General features: G+C 67.3%; 13 protein-coding genes and 1 riboswitch. Of the genes, 4 read left to right on the forward strand and 9 right to left on the reverse strand.

All coding sequences use genetic code 11. The features are described 5' to 3' along the window. Positions 1–91: 91 nt before the first annotated feature. The 9 genes from LQZ85_RS05955 to LQZ85_RS05995 all read right to left on the reverse strand — a co-directional run bounded on the left by LQZ85_RS05955 (position 92) and on the right by LQZ85_RS05995 (position 12,176). The gene (locus tag LQZ85_RS05955; protein ID WP_150115049.1) at positions 92–1,729 is read right to left on the reverse strand and encodes an ABC transporter substrate-binding protein; all 1,638 of its coding nucleotides are present in this window, start codon (positions 1,727–1,729) and stop codon (positions 92–94) included. 225 nt (positions 1,730–1,954) lie between these two features. Beyond that, positions 1,955–4,840, reverse strand: a complete 2,886-nt coding sequence (gcvP, locus tag LQZ85_RS05960; RefSeq protein WP_072590996.1) for an aminomethyl-transferring glycine dehydrogenase — start codon at positions 4,838–4,840, stop codon at positions 1,955–1,957. A gap of 7 nt (positions 4,841–4,847) precedes the next feature. Further along, positions 4,848–5,225 carry a glycine cleavage system protein GcvH gene (gcvH, locus tag LQZ85_RS05965; RefSeq protein WP_056278046.1) on the reverse strand — a complete coding sequence of 126 codons (378 nt, stop codon included), beginning with the start codon at positions 5,223–5,225 and terminating at the stop codon, positions 4,848–4,850. After that, the gene (locus LQZ85_RS05970; RefSeq protein ID WP_056278043.1) at positions 5,222–6,406 is read right to left on the reverse strand and encodes a glycine cleavage system aminomethyltransferase GcvT; all 1,185 of its coding nucleotides are present in this window, start codon (positions 6,404–6,406) and stop codon (positions 5,222–5,224) included. Before LQZ85_RS05970 ends, gcvH begins: the two co-directional genes overlap by 4 nt. Before the next feature lie 155 nt (positions 6,407–6,561). Next, a riboswitch (glycine riboswitch) is annotated at positions 6,562–6,656 on the reverse strand. A 127-nt stretch (positions 6,657–6,783) separates the two neighbouring features. Next, complete coding sequence (locus tag LQZ85_RS05975) at positions 6,784–7,620, reverse strand: ATP-binding cassette domain-containing protein (protein ID WP_056278039.1); 837 nt, start codon at positions 7,618–7,620, stop codon at positions 6,784–6,786. Continuing rightward, positions 7,617–8,480, reverse strand: coding sequence for an ABC transporter ATP-binding protein (locus LQZ85_RS05980; RefSeq protein WP_053095559.1), 864 nt, complete (start codon positions 8,478–8,480; stop codon positions 7,617–7,619). Before LQZ85_RS05980 ends, LQZ85_RS05975 begins: the two co-directional genes overlap by 4 nt. Further along, entirely contained in the window at positions 8,477–9,412 is a 936-nt protein-coding gene (locus tag LQZ85_RS05985) for an ABC transporter permease (protein ID WP_230100670.1), read from the reverse strand. Before LQZ85_RS05985 ends, LQZ85_RS05980 begins: the two co-directional genes overlap by 4 nt. Positions 9,413–9,449: 37 nt before the next feature. Next, entirely contained in the window at positions 9,450–10,445 is a 996-nt protein-coding gene (locus LQZ85_RS05990) for an ABC transporter permease (RefSeq protein ID WP_230100671.1), read from the reverse strand. 39 nt (positions 10,446–10,484) lie between these two features. Further along, positions 10,485–12,176 carry an ABC transporter substrate-binding protein gene (locus tag LQZ85_RS05995; RefSeq protein WP_056278036.1) on the reverse strand — a complete coding sequence of 564 codons (1,692 nt, stop codon included), beginning with the start codon at positions 12,174–12,176 and terminating at the stop codon, positions 10,485–10,487. Between the two features lie 243 nt (positions 12,177–12,419). Here LQZ85_RS05995 and LQZ85_RS06000 point away from each other — a divergent pair, with 243 nt between their 5' ends. From LQZ85_RS06000 to nadC, 4 genes are read left to right on the forward strand one after another with little or no spacing between them, the layout of a single operon-like run. Beyond that, positions 12,420–13,136 (forward strand): NUDIX domain-containing protein, encoded by a 717-nt coding sequence (locus tag LQZ85_RS06000; protein WP_056278033.1) that lies wholly within the window; start codon positions 12,420–12,422, stop codon positions 13,134–13,136. Next, a complete protein-coding gene (nadA, locus tag LQZ85_RS06005) occupies positions 13,133–14,470 on the forward strand; it encodes a quinolinate synthase NadA (RefSeq protein ID WP_053095554.1) in 1,338 nt (445 codons plus the stop codon). The genes LQZ85_RS06000 and nadA overlap by 4 nt, the downstream gene beginning before the upstream one ends. Continuing rightward, positions 14,467–15,981: an L-aspartate oxidase gene (gene nadB, locus LQZ85_RS06010; protein WP_056278031.1), complete on the forward strand. Its 1,515-nt coding sequence runs from the start codon at positions 14,467–14,469 to the stop codon at positions 15,979–15,981. The genes nadA and nadB overlap by 4 nt, the downstream gene beginning before the upstream one ends. Next, complete coding sequence (gene nadC, locus LQZ85_RS06015; RefSeq protein ID WP_056278027.1) at positions 15,981–16,832, forward strand: carboxylating nicotinate-nucleotide diphosphorylase; 852 nt, start codon at positions 15,981–15,983, stop codon at positions 16,830–16,832. Before nadB ends, nadC begins: the two co-directional genes overlap by 1 nt. Positions 16,833–16,836: the final 4 nt, after the last annotated feature.

The raw sequence follows: 16,836 nt of genomic DNA on the forward strand, positions 1-16,836 counted from the left end.
CTTCTTGAGGGGAAAGAAAGCTACGTGAACACAAGCCTGTGAGGCGGTGACGAAGAATCGTCACCGCCTCACAGGTGAAGTGCCGTCAGACTTACTCGCCGGCCTTCGTGATCTCGTAGTACAGCGGAACCGAGTTCCAGCCGAACGTGACGTTGTCGACGTTCTCGCTGAAGCCACCGGTCACGTTCGAGTACCACAGCGGGATCGCGGGAAGGTCCTGGAACAGGACCTCCTGCGCCTTGGTGAAGTCCTCGATCTGAGCCTCGGCGTCGGGGTTGCTGATGCCGGCGGAGATGAGCTCGTCGAACTCGGGGTTCGTGTAGTCACCGTCGTTGGAGCCTGCGCCGGTGGCGTAGAGCGGTCCGAGGAAGTTGTACAGACCCGGGTAGTCGGCCTGCCAGCCCGAGCGCGCAGCCGTGGTGATGGTGCGGTCGTTGATCTTCGTGCGAAGGTCCTGGAAGGTCGGGTACGGGTCACCCGATGCCTCGATGCCGAGCGTGTTCTTGATGCTGTTGCTCACCGCGTCGACCCAGGCGTCGTGGCCGCCGTCGGAGTTGTACGCGATCTTGAACTCGCCGTCCCACGGTGCGATGGCGTCGGCCTCAGCCCACAGCTCCTTCGCCTTCTCGGGGTCGAAGTCGAGGACCTCGCTGCCGGGAACCGAGTCGGACCAGCCGTCGATGACCGGAGAGGTGAAGTCGGATGCCGGGGTGCGGGTGCCCGAGAAGATCGTCTCGGTGATCTCCTCGCGGTTGATCGCCATCGACAGCGCCTGACGACGCAGCTGGCCCTCTTCGCCGCTGAAGTGCGGGAGGAACTGGCCGATGGTGAAGGACTGGAACACAGCGGAGGGCTGGTTCACAGCACGGTCGCCGAGCTCGTCGGTGAAGACCGGGAGCGAGTTCGTCGGGATCGCGTCGATGACGTCGACCTCGTTCGACAGCAGGTCGGCGTATGCGGCCTCCTGCGTGGCGTAGAACTTGATGGTCAGACCGCCGTTGGCGGCCTGACGGCCACCGTCGTAGTCGTCGTTGCGGACGAGGTCGATCTGGACGTCGTGCTGCCACGCGTCTTCGCCGTCGATCATGTACGGACCGTTGCCGATCGGGTTCTGACCGAACGCTTCCATGTCCTCGAACGCGACGTCGGGGAGCGGGTAGAAGGCCGAGTAGCCGAGACGCAGAGCGAAGTCGGATGCCGGCTTGTTCAGCGCGATCGTGAAGGTGTAGTCATCGACCTGCTTGAGACCCGTGAGCTCGGAGTCGGTGTCGTAGCTGAAGCCCTCGATGTCCTCGAAGAAGTAGCTGGAGAGGTGAGCGTTCGACGCCTTGGCGCCCTCGTTCCACGCCTTGATGAAGTTGTCGGCGGTGACTTCTTCACCGTCGGTGAAGGTCAGGCCTTCCTTGATCTTGACGGTGAGGTTCTGCGGGTCCTCCGTGGTGATCTCCTCAGCCACGTCGTTGACGGGCTTGCCGTCGGCGTCGTAGTAGATCAGACCGGCGAAGATCTCGTCGAGGATCTTTCCGCCGCCCACCTCGTTGGTGTTGGTGGGGATCAGCGGGTTCTCGGGCTCCGAGCCGTTCGTGGTGATGATGGCGTCGGCGTCGGTGTTCGCACCGGAGCCGCCGTCGCCTTCATTGCCGCTTCCACCGCTCGCGCAGCCCGCGAGCGCCAGGGCGCCGATCGCGAACAGCGCAGTGCCCGCAAGGGCGATCTTGTTGCGCTTCACTTTGTGTCCTCCTGTGGACGGGTATTCATCAGACTGCGCGCTCATCGTCGAACGCGTAGGGATAGTTGACTGTAACCCGCGGTTTCGCGGACGCTGCTCTCGGCTAATGAACCGTTACTGAGTGGTGACCAACTGAAACATCCCCGAAACACGCGGAAATGCACGGAAACGAGTGACGGCGTCGTGTCCGCATGGACACGACGCCGTCACCCCTCAGGATTCGGTTCAGGCGAACGCCTCGATCGGCGGGCAGGCGCACACGAGGTTGCGGTCACCGTACGCCTGGTCGATGCGGCGCACGGGCGGCCAGTACTTGCCTGCCACCAGAGCGTGCACCGGATAGGCGGCGTCTTCACGGCTGTAGGCGTGCTCCCACTCCCCCGCGATCAGCGAGACTGCCGTGTGCGGAGCGTTGACGAGAGGGTTGTCGTCCGCGGGCCAGCGCCCGGCGGCGACGGCATCCGCTTCGGCCTTGATCATGATCATGGCCTCGATGAACCGCTCGATCTCGCCGAGGTCCTCGGACTCGGTGGGTTCGACCATCAGAGTCCCCGCGACCGGGAACGACATGGTCGGTGCGTGGAAGCCGAAGTCGATCAGTCGCTTGGCGACGTCGTCGACGGTGATCCCGGTCTCCTCGCGAAGCGGACGCAGGTCGAGGATGCACTCGTGCGCCACCCGGCCGTCCTCCCCCGCGTACAGCACGGGGAAGTGCTCGCCCAGGCGCGCGGCGATGTAGTTCGCGGACAGCACCGCGGCCGCGGTCGCGTGACGGAGGCCGTCGGCGCCCATCATCCGCACATAGGACCACGAGATCGGCAGAATGCCCGCAGATCCGTACGGTGCCGCCGACACCGCGCCGCCTTCGAAGACGAATCCGCCCGCATGCTCCGCCCGCTGCGCGAGCGGGTGCGACGGCAGGTGGGCCGCGAGGTGCGCCTTGGCTGCGACGGGGCCCACACCGGGGCCGCCGCCGCCGTGCGGGATCGCGAACGTCTTGTGCAGGTTGAGGTGCGAGACGTCGCCGCCGAGATCGCCGAACCGGGCGTAGCCGAGCAGCGCGTTGAGGTTCGCACCGTCCACGTACACCTGGCCGCCGGCGTCGTGCACCGCGGTCGTGATCTCGACCACGTCCTGCTCGTACACACCATGCGTCGACGGGTAGGTGATCATCAGCGCCGAGAGCTCGTCGGCGTGCGCCGCGATCTTCGCCCGCAGGTCGTCGAGGTCGACGTTCCCGAGCTCATCGCACGCCACGACGACGACCTTCATTCCGGCGAGCACTGCGGAGGCCGCGTTGGTGCCGTGCGCGGACGACGGGATCAGGCACACCGTGCGCTGCGTGTCGCCGTTCGCGAGGTGGTATCCGCGGATGGCGAGGAGGCCGGCCAGCTCGCCCTGCGACCCGGCGTTCGGCTGCAGCGAGACGGCGTCGTACCCCGTGACCTCGGCGAGCCACGCTTCGAGCTGCGTGATCATGTCGAGATACCCCGCGACATCGGATGCCGGCGCGAACGGGTGGATGCCCGCGAACTCCGGCCACGTGATCGATGCCATCTCGGTCGCCGCGTTGAGCTTCATCGTGCAGGACCCGAGCGGGATCATGCCGCGGTCGAGCGCATAGTCACGATCGGCGAGGCTCTTGAGATAGCGCATCATCGCCGTCTCGCTGCGGTGCGCGTGGAAGACGGGGTGTGTGAGGTACTCGTCCTGACGGAGCAGATCGCCGGGGAGGCCGCCCTGCGAACCGGAGCCGAAGAATCCGAATGCGCGCTCCCGGGCACCGCCGAAGACCTGAGCGACCTGATGGAGCTCGGCGACCGTCGTGGTCTCGTCGATCGAGATGCCGATCGTGTCGGCATCCGCGGCGTGCAGCAGGATGCCGAAACCGTGATGGGCCTGCTCCACGAACTCGGCAGCGCGCCCCGGCACCCGCACCTGGAGGGTGTCGAAGAACGAGTCGTGCACGACGTCCGCACCCGCATCGGCGAGCCAGTCGCGCAGCATCGCGGTCTTGGCCGCGACCTCCCGGGCGATCGCCTTCAGTCCATCGGGACCGTGGTAGACGGCGTACATCGACGCCATCACGGCGAGCAGCACCTGAGCGGTGCAGATGTTGCTCGTCGCCTTCTCGCGGCGGATGTGCTGCTCGCGGGTCTGCAGCGACAGCCGATACGCCGGCTTGCCGTCGGCATCGACAGAGACGCCGACGAGACGGCCGGGCAGCTGACGTTCGAGCCCTGCGCGCACAGCCATGTAGCCCGCGTGCGGGCCTCCGAAGCCGATCGGCACGCCGAAGCGCTGCGTCGTCCCGACCGCGACATCGGCCCCGAGCGAGCCGGGCGACGCGATGAGGGTGAGCGCGAGGAGGTCGGCCGCGACGACGGCGAGCCCGCCCGCGAGGTGCGCCGCATCGATCACGGCCGCCGGGTTCCAGACTCGCCCGGAGGCCCCCGGGTACTGCACGAAGACGCCGAACAGCTCGGCGGGCAGCTCTTCACCCGCCGCGAAGTCGACGGACACCAGTTCGATGCCCACGGCCTCGGCACGGGTCTCGAGCAGTGCCTTCGTCTGCGGGAACGCGTCGGCGTCGACGGCGAAGACGTTCGACGCCTTCTTCGACGCGCGGCGCGCCAGCAGCATCCCCTCGACCACAGCGGTCGATTCGTCGAGCATCGACGCGTTCGCTGTGGTCAGGCCGGTCAGTTCGGCGACCATCGTCTGGAAGTTGATGAGTGCTTCGAGGCGACCCTGCGAGATCTCGGGCTGGTACGGCGTGTACGCGGTGTACCACGACGGATTCTCGAGCACGTTGCGCTGGATCACCTGAGGGGTGATCGTGCCGTAGTACCCGAGACCGATCATCGGCCGGTTCACCGTGTTGCGGGACGCGAGCGCGCGCAGCTCGGCGAGCGCCTCGGTCTCGCTCGCTGCGCGCGGGATCACGGACTCCGTGGAGGCGGGGGTGAAGATCGAAGCGGGCACGGCCTGACGCATCAGCGCCTCGACCGGGCTCCAGTCCTCGAGCTTCGACTCGACGCCCAGGGTGTCGAGCATCTGGCGCTGGGCGGCGGCGGTGGTTCCGATATGACGATCGGCGAAAGAGACCACTGGACGATCAGCCCTCCGTGAGAGCGACGTACGCGTCGCGGTCCATCAGGCCCTCGAGCGCACCGGCGGCGACGGAGACCTTGATGAGCCAGCCTCCGTCGAACGGCTCGGCGTTCACGAGCGACGGGTCGTCGACGACGGCGTCGTTGATCTCGACGACCGTGCCGGTGACCGGGGCGTAGAGCTCGCCGACCGACTTGGTCGACTCGATCTCACCGACGACCGACCCTGCGGTGATCTCGGTGCCGACGGCGGGGAGTTCGACGAAAACGACGTCTCCCAGCTTGTCGGCCGCGTAGTCGGTGATCCCGATGGTGACGGTGTCACCGCCAGCGGCGATCCACTCGTGCTCGTCGGTATAGCTGAGTGCGTTGAGATCGGTCATTTGGTCCTCCGGTAGAAAGGCAGGGCGGTCACGGTCGCGGGGATCCTGGTCCCCCGCACATCAAGGAATACTGCGGTTCCCGCGGCAGCGGAAGAAGGTGCCACGTAGGCCATCGCGATCGGGTGGCCGAGCGTCGGGCTCAGTGCACCGCTGGTGACCTCGCCCAGCACGATGCCGTCCGCGTCGACCACCGAGTAGCCCGCGCGTCCGGCACGCTTGCCCTCGGCGACCAGGCCGACGAGCACCGGAGCGTCGGATGCGGCATCCACCGCTCCCTTGCCGATGAAGTCATCTTTGTCGGACACCACCACTCGCCCGAGACCGGCCTGAGACGGCTTCGTCTCGCGCGAGAGCTCGTGACCGTAGAGAGGCATCCCCGCTTCGAGCCGGAGGGTGTCGCGCGCGGCGAGGCCCGCGGGGACGAGCCCGTGCGGCTCACCCGCCTCGACGAGGGCGTCCCACAGGGCGGGTGCGTCGGCGGCTCTCACCAGAAGCTCGAATCCGTCCTCACCCGTGTAGCCCGTGCGGGCGAGCAGCAGCGGTGCACCCTGGAACAGCGCATCGGCCCAGGCGTAGTACTTCTGCTCCGCCCATGGGGTGCCGAGATCGGTGATGCCCGGCGTCGACGAGACGATCGCCTCGGAGGCGGGGCCCTGGACCGCGAGCAGGGCATAGTCGTCGGAGACGTCTTCGACGTCCACGCCCCTGTCGCCGATGAAACCCGCGAAGCTGCGATCCTCTCCCTCGGCCCTGGCGGGCATCTCGCGTTCGATCCGCGATGGGAACGAACGGACGCGCGATGCGAACGCCGCGTCGACGAATCCGCGGTTCCCCGCGTTCGCGATCACCAGGAAGCGGTCGTCTGCGAGCCGGTAGACGATCACGTCGTCGATGATCCCGCCGTCGTCGGCGAGCATCAGGGAGTACTTCGCCTTGCCGACCGCCATCGCCGACAGCCGGCCCGCGAGCGAGTAGTCGAGGAACTCCCCGGCGAAGTCGCCGGTGACGAGGAACTCCGCCATATGGGAGATGTCGAAGATGCCGGCCGCCTGCCGCACGGCGTGGTGCTCGGCGAGGTCGGACGTGTATCGCACCGGCATCTGCCAACCGCCGAAGTCGGTGAACGATGCACCGAGCGCCTCGTGGCGCTCACGCAGCGGGGTGTAGCGGGGGTCGGACATGGAGTTCTCCCGGGCTGGATCGGGCGGAACAGCGACGCTGCTCCTGGGAACTCCCCCTCTGTCATGAGCCTGAGAGCTTCGCCCAGAGACTGGGCTTTCACCGTCGGCGGATCCGAGCTGACGCGGCGTCGCTCGAGATCGCTTTTCAGAGTGGCCGGAACCGCGCGGTACGCGTACCTGAGAGATTGGCGGGGAGGCTTGCTCCTTCGGTGCCCGGCTGCATTCGCCGGGGCTCTCCCGCGTGGGTCATTCGGCCTGTCTTCACTTGTGGCCTCAGTCTAGCGGGTCGACGTCGTCGGCACAGGCCGCAGAAAGCCGCGCTCCCCCGACGCCCCGAAGGTGGGGCGCCAGGCGAGCGCGGCGTCATGCACTGGAGGTCAGTGACCCGCCAGCTCGGCTCTGACCTCGTCTCTCAGACGCCCGAGGTTCTCGGGCTCGGGCGCGGCGCCCAGCAATGTCCTGGTGTACTCGTGCTGCGGATTGAGGATGACCTCGTCGGCGGGGCCGCGCTCGACGACATCACCCTTGTAGAGCACCATGATCTCGTCGCTGAAGTGACGTGCCGTCGCGAGATCGTGCGTGATGTAGAGCACGCCGAGGTTCTCCTCCCGCTGCAGGTCTGCGAGCAGGTTGAGCACTCCCAGTCGGATCGAGACATCGAGCATCGAGACCGGCTCATCCGCGACGATGAACCGCGCTCCCGGGGCGAGCGCACGAGCGATCGCCACGCGCTGCCGCTGGCCACCGGACAGCTCATGCGGGCGACGTTCGGCGAAGCTCTCGCCGGGCGACAGCCGCACGCGCTCGAGCAGCTCGATCGCCCGCGCCCGCACCTGGGAGCCAGACAGCTTGGGGTGGTGGAGCCGGATCGGCCGCTCCAGATGATGGATGATCGTGTGGAACGGGTTGAGTGACGCGAAGGGGTCCTGGAAGACCATCTGCACCTGGGAGCGGTAGTCCTCCACGGCGCGGCCGCGCATGCCCGAGTCCTTGCCGTCGAGCAGGATCTGCCCGCCCGTCGGCGTCTCGAGCTTCATCAGCATCCGGGCGATCGTCGACTTGCCCGACCCGGATTCGCCGACGAGAGCGACCGTCTTCCCCGCTTCGATGGTGAACGAGACGTCCTTCACTGCGTGCAGGACCGACGTCTTGAGGCCGGATCGCAGCGTGAAGTCCTTCACCAGGTTGCGGGCTTCGAGGGTGGGAGCACTCATCGGACCTCCTCCTGACTGGGCTGGTTGCCGGTGCGGACGAAATCTCCGCGCTCGCCGGTCAGACTCGGGAAGCTCGACAACAGCTTCTTGGTGTATTCGTGCTGGGGCGTGCGGTAGATCTCCTCCGCGGTGCCCTCCTCGACGATCTGCCCCTGCAGCATCACGGCGATGCGGTCGCTGATCTCGATCAGCATGGGCAGGTCGTGCGTGATGAAGATCACCGCGAAGCCCAGCCGCTCACGCAACCGCATGATCTCGCGGATGATCCCGCGCTGCACGACCACGTCGAGCGCCGTGGTCGGCTCGTCCATGATCATCACCTGAGGGTCCAGCGCGAGCGCCATCGCGATCATCATGCGCTGACGCATGCCACCGGACAGCTCATGGGGGAAGCTCGTCAGTCTCGACGGGTCGACCCCGACCAGGGTCAGCAGCTCTTCGGCCCGCGCCTGCTTGTCCTTCTTGGACATGCCGGGGCGATGGGTCTCAAAGATGTCGAAGATCTGCGCCTTGACGCTGATGACCGGATTGAGCGAGTTCATCGCTCCCTGGAACACCATCGAGATCTTGTCCCAGCGGAAGGCCCGCAGCCCATCGCCGTCGAGAGCGACGATGTCGATGTCGTGGCCGTCGCGGTCATGGAACACGATCTCGCCGCTGGTCATGAGCGCAGGAGCCTTGAGCAGCCGATTCATGCCGTAGGCGAGCGTCGTCTTGCCGCAGCCGGACTCACCGGCGAGGCCGAGGATCTCGCCTCGGTTGAGTGTGAGAGAGACGTTGCGGACCGCCTTCACGGGCGGATCCACCTCGTACTCGATCGACACGTCCCGTGCGGTCAGCACGGCATCCGGAGCGCTCATGCGGCGACCCCCTTCGTCTTGGCCGCCTTGCGCACGCGCCGAGCGGCGTCGGGTGCATTGCGGAGCTTGGGGTTGATGACCTCGTCGATCGCGAAGTTGATGAGCGAGAGTCCGGCGCCGAGCATGGCGATCATGATTCCCGGTGGGACGAACCACCACCAGGCGCCTCGTCCGAGCGCCTGACCTGACTGCGCGTCGTTGAGGATCGTCCCCCAGGTGATGGAGGAGTTGGGGCCGAGACCGAGGTATGAGAGTCCGGCCTCGCCGAGGATCGCGAAGATGATCGCGAACAGGAACTGCGCGGTGAGCAACGGCAGCAGGTTCGGCATGATCTCGACCAGGATGACGCGGAAGGATCGCTCTCCCGCGACCTTGGACGCGTAGACGTAGTCACGGGTGCGCAGAGATCGGGTCTGCAGCCTGAGCACGTAGGCGGCACCGGCCCAGGACGTGATGCCGAGCACGAACGCGACGAGCTGCCAGCTGCGCTGCGGGACGAAGGAGGAGATCACCATCACCAGCGGCAGGCCGGGGATCACGATCATCACGTTGGTCAGCAGCGCCAGGGTGTCCTCGCGCCATCCGCCGAGGTACCCCGCGAGGACTCCGAAGACAAGCGACAGGATGATGGCGATTCCGCCCGCTACCACGCCCACGAGGAGCGAGCCCTGGGCGCCGATGGCGAGCTGGGCGAACATGTCGTTGCCCAGCTTGGTGGTGCCCAACCAGTGCTCCGGCGAGGGCGGGAGCAGTGCGGGGTTGTCGGTGCTTCGAGGGTCCTGCGAGAAGATCGGCGCGATGATCGCGAACAGCACGATCGCGATCACGATGCTCGCGCCGATGATGAACTTCGTCGATGAGGTGGGAAGGACGCGGCGGCGTCTGCGGCCCCGCTGGGTGGCGAGAGAGATCGTGCTCGCAGGCTGGGTCATGGGCTGATCCTTCGTGATCAGCACTGTGTTCTCGGTGTCAGACATTCTGGCGAGCCCTCGGGTCGATGAAGCCATAGACGAGGTCCATGATGAAGTTGGCGGCGAGCACCGTGATCGTGATGACGAGGAAGAGTCCCTGCATCAGCGCGTAGTCGTTGTTCGTGACCGCCTGGAACATCAGCTTCCCGATGCCCGGGTAGGTGAAGACCTGCTCCATGACGATGGAGCCGGCGACAACGAAGCCCAGGGTGATCGAGAAGCCGGCGATCGAGGGGATCGCGGCATTGCGGGCGGCGTACGTCGTCATAATGCGACGCGGACGGAGCCCCTTGGCCTCGGCCGTGAGCACGTAGTCCTCGGCCATGGTCTGCACCATCATGTTGCGCATCCCGAACATCCAGCCGCCCACCGACGAGATCACGATCGTCAGTGCGGGCAGGATGGCGTGCGAGAGCGCATCCATGAAGAACGCCCAGGTCGGCTCGGGACCGTCCGGGAAGTCGAACACGTCGTAGCCGCCGAAGATCGGGAACCAGCCGAGCCCAACCGCGAACACCGAGACGAGCAGCAGCGCCATCCAGAAGTACGGGATGGACTGCAGCACGGTGGTCGCCGGGATGAGGTGGTCGACCCACGTTCCGCGCTTCCATCCCGCCTCGGCGCCGAGGACGACGCCGAGGATGAAGGAGATCACGGTCACCGTGCCGACGAGGATGAGCGTCCAGGGCAGCGCCTGCCCGATCAGCTCGCTCACCGGCGCGGGGAACTTGGTGACGGAGATGCCCAGGTCGCCCTGGAACATGCGCCCCCAGTACGCGATGTACTGATCCCAGAGGGACGAGTCATCACCGCCGAGAAGCAGCTTGATGTTGCGGATCGTGGTCTCGGAGACCTCGCCGCCCGCTCGCTGCATCTTGGCGATCATGATGTCCGCCGGGTTCCCCGGCATGAGCCGGGGAAGCAGGAAGTTGAGTGAGATCGCGGCCCATAGCGTGAACGCGTAGAACCCGATTCTTCGTGCATAGAACTTCATGTCACTGACCGTGCTTCCTGCTCCCCCGACTCCATGTGCTTAGTTCGCCGGCTCGAGCTGCGTCAGGACGTAGCCCGCCGCGATCGCACCCCAGGACGGCGGGAAGGCATAGAGGTCCTCCTCCGTCGGCCATCCCGTGAAGTCCTTCGTGTTGTAGAAGGTCTGCGTCGCGTTGATCACGAGCGGGATGTAGGGCAGATCACGGACGATCTCGGTCTGGATCGTGCCGTACAGCTCCTTCTTCTCTGCCTCGTCGTTCGTGCTGATCGCGGCCTGGACGGCCGTGTCGACGACGGGGTTGCTGTATCGGCTGAAGTTCCAACGCCCCGCGGGCACCTCCGAGCCCACCGCTGCGGTCGAACCGACGGTCGTGCCGCCGAACCAGTCGCGGTAGATCTGGAACGGGTCGGCCACCGAGGTTCCGACCACACCGCCGACGATCAGCTGGAACTCACCGCCCTGACGGGCGTCCGAGAATTCCTGCCACTGCACCGTGGATGCCGTGATCTTGATGCCGGCAGCCTCTGCCTGCTCGGCGATCAGCTTCGCCGCATCGTTGTAGTCGGTCCAGCCGTCGACCGAGATCAGGCTGAGCTCGAGCGGCACGCCGTCCTTCGCGTAGAAGTCGCCGTCCTTCGTATAGCCGGCGGCCTCGAGGATCTCGCCAGCCTCGTCGGCGTTCGCCTCCTGGGGGCTGATCTCGTTGGCGGAGTCCGCGACCCACTTCTCGTCACGGGGCAGCAGCGCGAAGGTCGGCGAGATGTCGCCGGTCAGACCGACGAACGCCTTGTCCTTGATGGCCGCGCGGTCGATCGCGACGTTGAGCGCCTGTCGAACCGCGACGTCGGTCTGGGGACCCGTGCATCCGAGCTCGGCGTTCGAGCACGTGTACAGGACGGTCGGGTCCTGCGGCGTGTTGATCCAATCGATCGCTCCGTTGCCCGTGACGTCGTCCGGGTTCGGGATGAACATGCCCGTCCAGTCGAGCTTGCCGGCGGCGAGCAGGTCCTGTGCGGTCTGGTTGTTGTCGACCGCGATGTACTGGACCTTCTTGACTCCGAGCTCGTCGGCGTCGCGGAAGTTCTCGTTCGCGACGAGCGTGTACGACTCGCTCGTCGTCTTGTCGACCACGTAGGCGCCGGAGCCGACAGGCTCTTCGTTGGCGAAGTTCGCGAAGTCGGTGACCTCCGCCCACACGTGCTCGGGGAGGATGTAGGTCGAACCGAGGCGCTGGAACTCGGTCGTGTACTGCGCGGTCGTGTACGTGAGGACGACCGTGGTGTCGTCGGTAGCCTCCGCCGAGACGAGACCGTTGCCCTCAGGGTTGTTGGCCTCGTAGGTGAAGGAGAACGCGACGTCGGCGGCGGTCAGCGGCTCTCCGTCGCTCCACTTGAGATCGGGCTTGATGGCGATCGTGATCACCGTGCCGTCCTCGTTGTATTCGTACGAGTCTCCGATCAGACCGACGGGCTCGGAATCCGCCGTCTTGTTGAAGAAGAACAGCGGCTCGTAGATCGGCCCGAGTGCACCGTGGAGCACGGTCGGGGCGAACGGGTTGTAGTTCGCGGTGATGGGGGTCTGACTGCCGGCCCAGACACGAAGAGCACGGTCGCCATCGCCACCGCTCCCCTCGTTGCCTCCGCCTGCGCCACAGGCCGTCAGGCCCAGGGCGAGGACGGATGCCCCCGCCACAGCGGTGAGCGCGATCTTGCGCCTTCCGTTACGGATCATTCTGTATTTCCTCTCGGTGCTGCACTGCAGGAGGGATTTCTCCGGGTGGAGTCGAACTCCGGACGGAGTTCGCAACAGATCCCGAAAGGGATTTGTTAGGACAGTAACCTAACAAATCCCTTTCCTAGCGACAAGAGTCCAGAACGCTGGTATATAACGTTTCGGCCTCAGGGGCGGTGGCGTCATGAAGATGCACTAACAGTCGAGATGACACTAAGATCGGAGCAGGAGGTTAAGGTACATATGACCCAAAGCAGAGGCATCGACGTCGCCGTGTCGACCGTGATCCTCACCCTTCGACGCGCCGAGGACGGCTCGGCGGTGCTCGCGCTGCCACTCGTGCTGCGCACGCGCGAGCCGTTCGCCGGCCAGTGGGCCCTCCCCGGCGGCTGGCTCACCGAGACCGAATCGGCTGTCGACGCCGCAGCCAGGACTCTGGCCGAGACGACGGGACTGACGCCGAGCTATCTCGAGCAGCTCTACGCCTTCGGGGCCGTCGACCGCTCCCCCACCCGCGTCGTGTCGATCGTGTACTGGGCACTGCTCCGCCAGGATGACGTCGACGCGCAGAGCGCGGCGCATCGGGCATCCGGCAAGCCTCCGGAGAACGTGCGCTGGGTCGACCTCGATGAGCTCCCGGCGCTGGCCTTCGATCACACGAAGATCGTCGAGTACGCCCTGTGGCGACTGCGGAACAAGGTCGGCTACAGCCGCGTCGCCCACGGCTTCCTTCCTGCCGAGTTCACCCTGGCGGATCTCCGCGAGGCGTACGAGGCCATTCTCGGCAAGCACCTGGATCCGGCCAACTTCCGCCGCCAGGTCGAATCCGCCGGCAACCTCCTTCCCACCGACCGGTTCCGCACCGGCAACCACCGACCCGCCCGCCTGTACCGCTACAACACCGACGTCGAGCTGGCCGATCACGGCCCCCTCGGCCCCGAGGAGACGAGCACCCGATGAGCATCACCTTCGTTCCCACACCGGTCGTCCAGCCGATCGACGCCTCTGTCGATCACGCGATCCAGTCGATCGTGTCCGGCGCCTCGACCGACGCGACGTGCGCGACCGACCTCGCCGCCGGCCCCTGGGACTTCGACTCCCGCCCCGGATACGGTCCCGGGTCGTCGATGGGCGACGTCATCCCCACCGGCGCTCCGCGGCAGGGAGAGCTCCCCGCCGAGTACCGAGAAGCCGGCGAGGCCGACCTCGACGAGCGCATCCGCATCGCGAAGGCCACCCTCGGTGACCGCGCCGTCGTGCTCGGGCACTTCTACCAGCGCGAAGAGGTCGTGCGGCACGCCGACTACGTGGGCGACTCGTTCCAGCTCGCGACCGCGGCGAAGGAGCGTCCGAACGCCGAGGCGATCGTGTTCTGCGGAGTGCACTTCATGGCCGAGACGGCTGATCTGCTCTCGGGACCCGACCAGGCCGTGATCCTGCCCAATCTGGCGGCCGGATGCTCGATGGCCGATATGGCGGACATCGATCAGGTCGAGGACTGCTGGGAGCAGCTCGCAGACGTGCTGGGCGACCTCGACACACCCGATGCGGGTGGACGGGTGCCGGTGATCCCCGTCACGTATATGAACTCGTCGGCCGCGATCAAGGGCTTCGTGGGGCGCCACGGAGGAATCGTGTGCACCTCCTCGAATGCGCAGACCGTACTCGAGTGGGCATTCGAGCGCGGTCAGCGCGTGCTCTTCTTCCCCGACCAGCACCTCGGCCGCAACACCGCGAAGGCGATGGGCGTACCGCTCGAGCGGATGCCGATGTGGAACCCGCGCCAGGCGCTCGGCGGATCCTCCGCGGCACAGCTCGTCGACTCGCAGGTGATCCTCTGGCACGGGTTCTGCTCGGTGCACCGCCGTTTCACCGTGGATCAGATCGACCAGGCGCGGGCCGAGCACCCCGGGGTCCGGGTGATCGTGCACCCTGAGTGCCCGATGGCCGTCGTGGACGCGGCGGACGAGGCGGGATCGACCGACTACATCCGTCGGGCGATCGCCGCGGCGACCACGCCGACCACCTTCGCGATCGGCACCGAGATCAACCTCGTCCGTCGCCTCGCGGCGCAGTTCCCCCAGCACGAGATCTTCTGCCTGGACCCGGTGGTGTGCCCCTGCTCGACGATGTACCGCATCCACCCCGGGTATCTCGCCTGGGTGCTCGAAGAGCTCGTCGCGGGCCGCACGCCGAATCGGATCACGGTGACGGCGGACGTGGCCGACCCCGCCCGCATCGCCCTCGAACGGATGCTGGCGGCGAAGCCGCCCGTGGCGGCGAGCGCCCGATGAACGTCGTCGTCGTCGGCTCGGGCATCGCCGGACTCACGACGGCCCTGCACGCGCACGAGACCGGTCACTCGGTCACGGTCGTGACGAAGGGTGCGCTGGGCGACGGCTGCACGGGGTACGCGCAGGGCGGCGTCGCCGGAATCTACGGCGTCGGCGACTCGGCGGCACAGCACGCCGCAGACACCATCGATGCCGGAGCAGGACTCTCGGATCCCGCCGCGGTCGATGTTCTCGTGCACCAGGGCGCGACCAGGATCGCGGAGCTGATCGCCCGAGGCGTCGCGTTCGACCGCTCACCCGACGGGCGGGTGCTGCTCGGGCGGGAGGCGGCGCACCGTCACGCACGCATCGTGCACGCCGGAGGGGATGCCACGGGAGCAGAGATCACCCGGGCGATGGTGGCCTCGGTCCGCGACGCGGATGTCACCGTCGTGGAGGGCGCCTTTCTGGCCGACGTGATCGCCGAGGACGGCGTCGTGCGCGGCGTGCGGGTCCAGGTCGGCGGGGCGGTCTCGGAGCTCTCCGCCGACGCGGTCGTGCTCGCCACGGGCGGCGCAGGGCACCTGTATGCGCACACCACGAATCCCCTCGGCACCACGGGCGACGGCATCGCCGCCGCCGTGCGGATCGGGGCCGCGGTGGCCGACCTCGAGTTCGTGCAGTTCCATCCGACGATCCTGGCCGAGGGTCCCGCCTTCCTCGTCTCGGAAGCGGTCCGCGGCGAAGGGGCGACGCTGGTGGACGCCGACGGCCGGCGATTCGTCTTCGACAGCCACCCGGACGGCGAGCTCGCCCCGCGCGACGTCGTCGCGCGGGCGATCGCCCGCCAGTCCGCCCGACAGGGCTCCCCGGTGCGTCTCGACGCGACCATGATCGGCGGACTCAGACTCGCGCAGCGATTCCCGACGATTGATCGCGTGACGCGGGAACGCGGTCTCGACTGGGCCTCCACTCCGATCCCGGTGACACCCGCCGCCCACTATCTGATGGGAGGCGTCGTCACCGACCTCGACGGGCGCACCTCCGTCCCCGGGCTCTTCGCCGTGGGCGAGGTCGCGCGCACCGGCGTGCACGGCGCGAATCGTCTCGCCTCGAACTCGCTGCTCGAAGGCGCGGTCTTCGGAGCCCGCGCGGCAGCCGCGCTCGGCACGCCCTGGCAGCATCCTCCCGTCAGCTCGCAGCGCGGCTCGGCGCCTCGCGCACCTCTGTCCGAGGAGTCGGAATCCACCGGCGAGATCGCTGTCGGCGCCGACTTCAGTCGCGCAGCGCTGCAGCGCCTGATGTGGGACCACGTCGGCCTGCTGCGCTCGGAAGAGGGTCTGCGACACGCCGCAACCATCGTCGGCCGCTGGCTCGCCGCGATTCCCGAGCCGGCCACCGTCCGCGAGCGCGAGGATGCGAACCTCCTCCTGCTCGCCCGCGCGACCGCGTCTGCCGCGCTCGCTCGCACCGATTCCGTCGGTGCGCACTTCCGCGAACCCCTCGCCTCACCTCTCCTGGAGACAGTCTGATGCTCACCGCCGCCCACATCACCCGCGTCGTCAGCGCAGCCCTCGAGGAAGACGCCCCCTGGGGCGACCTGACGAGCGCGACCCTGCTTCCCGCGGATGCCACCGCCACTGCCGACCTCGTCGCCCGCGAAGCGGGCACCTTCAGCGGCGGCGAGGTGTTCGCGGCCGCGTTCCACCTCACCGATCCGGCGATCGCGGTCGACGTGCATGTGGGCGACGGAGACGCCTTCGAGGCGGGCGACGTGCTCGCCTCGGTATCCGGCTCGGCCCGCGGCATCCTCACCGCCGAGCGCATCGCTCTGAACTTCACCCAGCGGATGAGCGGTGTCGCGACAGCCACCGCCGCCTACGTGCGCGCGGTCGAGGGGACATCGGCGCGGATCGCCGACACGCGGAAGACGACCCCGGGCATGCGAGCGTTCGAACGGCATGCGGTGCTCTCGGGCGGTGGTCACAACCACCGGTTCTCGCTGTCCGATGCGGTGATGGCCAAGGACAACCATCTCGCGGTGCTGAAGCGCTCGGGCGTCGACCTCGCCTCGGCTCTGCGGGATGCGCTCTCCCGGCTGCCTCACACGACGCACGTGGTCGTCGAGGTCGACCGGCTCGATCAGATCCCCGCCGTGCTCGACGGGGGTGCGCACACGGTGCTGCTCGACAACTTCTCTCTCGACGACCTGCGCGCCGGGGTCTCGATGATCGGCGATCGCGCGCAGGTCGAAGCCTCGGGCGGGGTCGCTCTCGACACGGTCGGGGCGATCGCGGCGACCGGGGTCGACGTCATCTCGGTCGGCGCCCTGACGCACTCCGCCCGGGCGCTCGATCTCGGTCTCGACGTGCGGATCGACTGACGGG

The organism is Microbacterium sp. Bi98 (genome assembly GCF_918698045.1).
Classification (GTDB): Bacteria; Actinomycetota; Actinomycetes; order Actinomycetales; family Microbacteriaceae; genus Microbacterium.